This is a genomic window from Dysgonomonas sp. 521, from assembly GCF_010501055.1.
In the GTDB taxonomy this organism is placed as follows: Bacteria; Bacteroidota; Bacteroidia; order Bacteroidales; family Dysgonomonadaceae; genus Dysgonomonas.
Window position 1 is genome coordinate 1 of the sequence record NZ_QVMO01000238.1, and the last position, 544, is coordinate 544.

The following is a 544-nucleotide window of genomic DNA, read 5'->3' on the forward strand; positions in this document are numbered from 1 at the left end:
TTTAATTAAACTTTGAATGTTAGATACTTAAAGTTAATCAAAAAATCGCTATTATGCTAATGTTTAAGTAATTATCTTATTTCGAACTCACGTTAATCTAATTCCCATGTTTGGATTTCTGAAAGTAATTGTGAAATATAAGTTTTTATCTGTGTTTCTAACTGATTCTTCTTATCTTGATATTGGAATTCCGTATCCAACAAGTTCTCTTGCATCTGGGTAACCTGAATTTCCGTATTCTGTATGGATGAATGGATATTTTCTAAAGATAGAGAGTCCTGTAAATATTGATTGCGTGAAATTTCCAAATCTTCAGAGGAGATAACACCTCGTTTATAAAGAAGCGAATCCCTTTGGTATTGATTTTTATTCAGATAAAGTTGTTCTTTGCTGATATTCTTTTGAACTATCATGTTTTTATAATAATTCTGATATTGATTGATCTTCTCTGCATAATCCGGAGCATCCCCACCCAGTAATCCGGTTCTAAATCCATTAGAAATCGGTTCTAAAAATCTGCCATTCCGGCAGATATCCACCCAAA

General features: G+C 31.8%; 1 pseudogene. It reads right to left on the reverse strand.

Going from position 1 to position 544, the window contains the following annotated elements:
- Positions 1–92 precede the first annotated feature (92 nt).
- Positions 93–544 (reverse strand): annotated as a pseudogene (locus tag D0T84_RS22365) (hypothetical protein); the annotation flags it as partial.